Annotated in this window: 4 protein-coding genes; all 4 read right to left on the minus strand. The window is 69.1% G+C overall.

The genetic code is table 11. From position 1 onward, the window contains the following. A partial coding sequence (locus tag MZTS_RS22310; protein WP_192285455.1) for an ABC transporter permease subunit occupies nt 1-719 on the minus strand: 719 nt, incomplete at its 3' end. Further along, nucleotides 716-1,654, minus strand: a complete 939-nt coding sequence (locus tag MZTS_RS22315) for an ABC transporter permease (protein WP_192285456.1) — start codon at nt 1,652-1,654, stop codon at nt 716-718. The genes MZTS_RS22315 and MZTS_RS22310, both read right to left, overlap by 4 nt. A 10-nt stretch (nt 1,655-1,664) precedes the next feature. Further along, nucleotides 1,665-2,762, minus strand: coding sequence for an ABC transporter ATP-binding protein (locus MZTS_RS22320; protein WP_192285457.1), 1,098 nt, complete (start codon nt 2,760-2,762; stop codon nt 1,665-1,667). A gap of 58 nt (nt 2,763-2,820) precedes the next feature. Beyond that, a complete protein-coding gene (locus MZTS_RS22325) occupies nt 2,821-3,513 on the minus strand; it encodes a Crp/Fnr family transcriptional regulator (protein ID WP_012456405.1) in 693 nt (230 codons plus the stop codon). Between the last annotated feature and the right edge of the window lie 901 nt (nt 3,514-4,414).

Genomic DNA, 4,414 nt, shown 5'->3' on the forward strand with positions numbered 1-4,414 from the left:
ACCGTGGCGATCAGCAGGGTCGAGGCGGCGTTGATCTCCGGGTTCACCCCGAGCCGGACCTGACTGTAGATCCGCATCGGCAGGGTGGTGGCGCCGGGGCCGGAGACGAAGCTCGCGATGACGAGGTCGTCGAGCGACAGGGTGAAGGCCAGCAGGAACCCGGCGGCGACGGCCGGCGCGATCAGCGGCAGGGTGATGCCGAAGAAGACGCGGGCCGGCCCCGCGCCGAGATCGGCCGCCGCCTCTTCGAGCGAGCGGTCGAGGCCTTTCAGCCGGGCGCCCACCACCACCGCGACGAAGCCGGTGGCGAAGGTGGCGTGGGCGATGACGAGGGTTCCGATCCCCCGATCGAGGCCGATGCCGACGAAGAGCAGCAGCAGCGACAGGCCGGTGATGACTTCCGGCATCACCATCGGCGCGTAGAGCAGGCCGGTATAGGCGCCGCGCCCGAAGAACCGCCCGTGCCGGTCGAGGGCGAGCGCCGCGCAGGTGCCGAGCACCCCGGCGATGGCCGCCGACAGCACGGCGACCTTCAGCGACACGAGGGCCGCCGCGATCAGCGGCCCGTCCGCGAACAGGACGCCGTACCAATGGGTCGAGAAACCGCCCCAGACGGTGACGAGCTTCGAGGCGTTGAAGGAATAGACGATCAGCACCAGGATCGGCGCGTAGAGGAAGGTGAGCGCCAGGGCCAAAACCGTGCGGGCGAACAGGCTCATCGGCCGGCGGCCCCTTCGACGCCCCCTTGGGCCGCCTCCTCGCGGCGCAGCTCCGCCTCGCGGAACAGCACCACGGGCCCGACCACGAGGATCAGGAGCAGCACCGCCACGGCCGAGGCGAGCGGCCAGTCGCGGTTGGAGAAGAACTCGCTCCACAGCACCCGGCCGAGCATCAGCGTGTCCGAGCCGCCGAGCAGGTCGGGGATGATGAACTCGCCGACCATCGGGATGAAGCAGAGCAGGGCACCGGCGGCGAGGCCGGGCAGGCTGAGCGGCAGGGTGACGGTGAAGAAGGCCCGCGCCCGCGAGGCGCCGAGATCGGCGGCGGCCTCGGTCAGCGCCGGATCGAGCCGGCTCATCACCGCGTAGAGCGGCAGCACCAGGAAGGGCAGATAGGCGTAGGTGAGCCCGATCAGCACGCCATAGGGCGAATCGAGGATCGCCAGCGGCGCTCCGATCAGGCCGAGCTTGAGCAGGGCGGCGTTGAGCAGCCCCTCGGGCTTCAGGATCGCGATCCAGGCATAGACCCGGATGAGAAAGCTCGTCCAGAACGGCACGATGACGAGCGCGACCAGGATCGGCTGCCAGCGGGCGGGCGCGCGGGCCATGGCATAGGCCGTCGGCGTGCCCACCAGCACCAGGATGGCGGTGGCGAGCGCGGCGTAACCCAGCGAGGACAGGGCGGCGTCGCGGTAGAGGGCGTCGGCCGCGATCATCTGGTAGTTCTGGAAGTCGAGCGCCTCCAGGAACTCGCGCCAGCCCTCCAGGCCGCCCTCCCATTCGAGCACCGGCAGGTAGGGCGGCTGGGCGGTGGCCGGCGAGGAGAAGCTGATCTTCAGCGTCACCGCGAAGGGCACGAGGAAGAACAGCGCGAGCCACAGGAAGGGCAGGCCACGCACCAGCCCCCGGCCGAGACGCCGCGACAGGCCGCTCATGACAGGCCGCTCATGCCGGCAGGATCCGCGCGGCGTCCGAGGGCACCGCGACGGCGACCGCTTCCCCCACGGACGGGGCCGGGCCCGATAGCGGCAGGGCGGCGGAGGCGCGCAGGGCGGTGCCGTCCGCCATCGTCACCCGGTAGCGGATGCGGTCGCCCAGGAAGGTCGCCTCGGTCAGGGTGCCGGGCAAGGTGCTGGGCAGGCCGCCGGCCTCGCCCTCCCCGCCGACCCTCAGGCGCTCCGGGCGGATCGCCACCACGACGGGGGCGCCGGCCTCGCCCTCCCCGCTGGCGCGGATCGGTCCAAGCGCGGTCTCGACACTCCGAAAGCCGCCCGGCTCCGCCGGCCCGAGCCGGCCCTCGATCAGGTTCACGTCGCCGAGCAGGCCCGCGACGTAGCGACTCGCCGGGCGCTCGTAGAGCTCGCGCGCCGGCCCCACCTGCACGAGGCGCCCGCGTTCCATCACGCCGATGCGGTCGGCGAGCGCCATCGCCTCGTGCGCGTCGTGGGTGACGACGACGAAGCTCGTGCCGAGCCGCTTCTGGATCGCCCGCAGCTCGCCTTGCGTCTCCTCGCGCAGGGCCCGGTCGAGGGCGCCGAGGGGCTCGTCGAGGAGCAGGAGGCGCGGCTCGCGGGCGAGCGCGCGGGCCAGAGCCACGCGCTGGCGCTGGCCGCCGGAAAGCTTGTCGGGGCGGCGGCTCCCGAACCCGTCGAGGCGCACGAGCGCGAGCAGGCTCGTCACCCGCTCGGCGATCTGCGCCCGGCTCAAGCCGAGGCCCTTGAGACCGTAGGCGAGGTTGGCCGCGACGCTCAGATGCGGGAACAGGGCGTAGGACTGGAACATCATGTTGACCGGCCGGCGATGCGGAGGCAGCCCCGTCAGGTCGGCCTCGCCCAGCCGGATCGCTCCGGAATCCGGCGTCTCGAAACCGGCCACCAGCCGCAGCAAGGTGCTCTTGCCGCAACCGGAGGGGCCGAGCAGGCAGAAGAACTCCCCGCCCGCGAGATCGAGGGACACCGCATCGACGGCCTGATGGCCCCCGAAGCGCTTGCTGACCCGCTCCAGGCGGAGCCTCCGATCCGGGTGGGAATTGGCTGCGTGCAAGATCGATCTATCGGGTGCGTCGGGACGGGTCTCGGTCAGGTGCCTTCGGGATCGGCGCTCACGCGTCCTCCCGCAGCGCCTCCTGCACCCGCGCTTCCAGCAGGTCGGGGCGGCGGATGACGAGGGCGCCGCGGGTGCGGTCGATCAGGCCCTCGCCCGCCATCACCGTGAACTCGCGGGTCACCTGCTCCCGGCGGCAGCCGATGCGGGCGGCGAGGACGTGATGGTAGGGCGGCGGCGTCACCACCCGCTCCCCGTCCTGGCCGGCCCGCGGCACGGAGAGCCGCAGCAGCTCGGCGTAGAGCCGGTGGCGCAGGTCGAGCAGCGCGTGCTCCATCAGCCGGGTGTTCAGCTCGCGCACGCGCTTGGCGAGGAGGCGGAACAGCCGGTCGGCGATGGCCTCGGAGGCGAACACGATCTGGCGGAAGACGGGAGCGGGCACCACGCAGACCTCGCCGCGGGTGAGCGCCGTGACGTTGGCCGAGCGGCCGATCCCGTCGAGGGCGGCCAGTTCGCCGAAGAAGGCGCCCGTGCGCATTTCGCCGAGGATGACTTCCTTGCCCGATTGCGAGCGGTTGAGGATGCGCACCTCGCCCATGGCGAGGAAGTACACATCGGTCGAGATGTCGTCGTAATCGACGAGCGTCTCGTTCTCGTCGAAGCGCCGCCAGTGGCAGCGCGTCTCGAATGGGGAGAGATCGACACCCGGTTCCTTGAAGAACGGGATGCTCGCCAACCGGCCTGTCGCCACGCCTCTGGAACCTTAGTCTACGCGCGTAATCGCGATGGTGGAGCCCCTACCGGGGCAGGTCAAGTCGCTGCGGCGCGGACCGCCCCGATTGAGGTGGATGGCGCCGCCCCAGTGGATACCGATTCGGCGCAAGGGAGCGCGTCACGACAAAGGCCTGGAGCCGCGCTCGATGGCAACGCGATCGGTCACGGCTCCAGGCAAGCAGGGAGCGTTGAAGCGGCACGCCTTCGCCCCTAAGCTGCAAAACGCTCCAAACAACCAGAATGATAGGCACTTAGCCGAGGAACGACCAAGCATTCGCCACCCGACTTCCATGAACCCGCCGTTTTCGCAACAGGTTTTTTGCCTGACACGCAATCATTTTCCACGTGCTTTCAGGAACAGTTAACCATAACCTTCCCCTCCGTCCCTCGAACAATTGCGGAGTTAACCAATGTTGGAAGCGACCCGTGATTTATTTCTGCAAGACGCTTTTACTGTAGGACTGATTTCATCAACGGAGATTCGCAATCATATTGGATGTCTCATTTGGGATACGACCCCAGATGGCGTCGATATTGAGGTAGGCCTCGGCGTTACGATCCCCGATACTGTCCGTCTATCAGTCGCTTGCCTGAAGATCGATTGTCGTTGCGCCGTCGTGGAACGCGAGGGCTGCCGCCTCCATCTCGCTTTCGTTCGCTGACTCTGGTCCCAGGAGGACTGCCTCGCACGGTCGAGCGAATCGGTTCGGCCCGCTGAGGGCGTTCGCGGCGGGACATCGGGTCCGGCTCCGGGGCGGCCGCACCGAGGAGCATGCCCCTTGTGTGCCCCCCTGTCTCTTATTCAACTCGTACCCCGCCGACGAAAAGAGAGGTTGAGTATCTGCGGGGTGCCGGCTTACTAAAAAAGAAAAAACGAA

Source organism: Methylorubrum zatmanii, from assembly GCF_014845115.1.
GTDB lineage: Bacteria > Pseudomonadota > Alphaproteobacteria > Rhizobiales > Beijerinckiaceae > Methylobacterium > Methylobacterium zatmanii.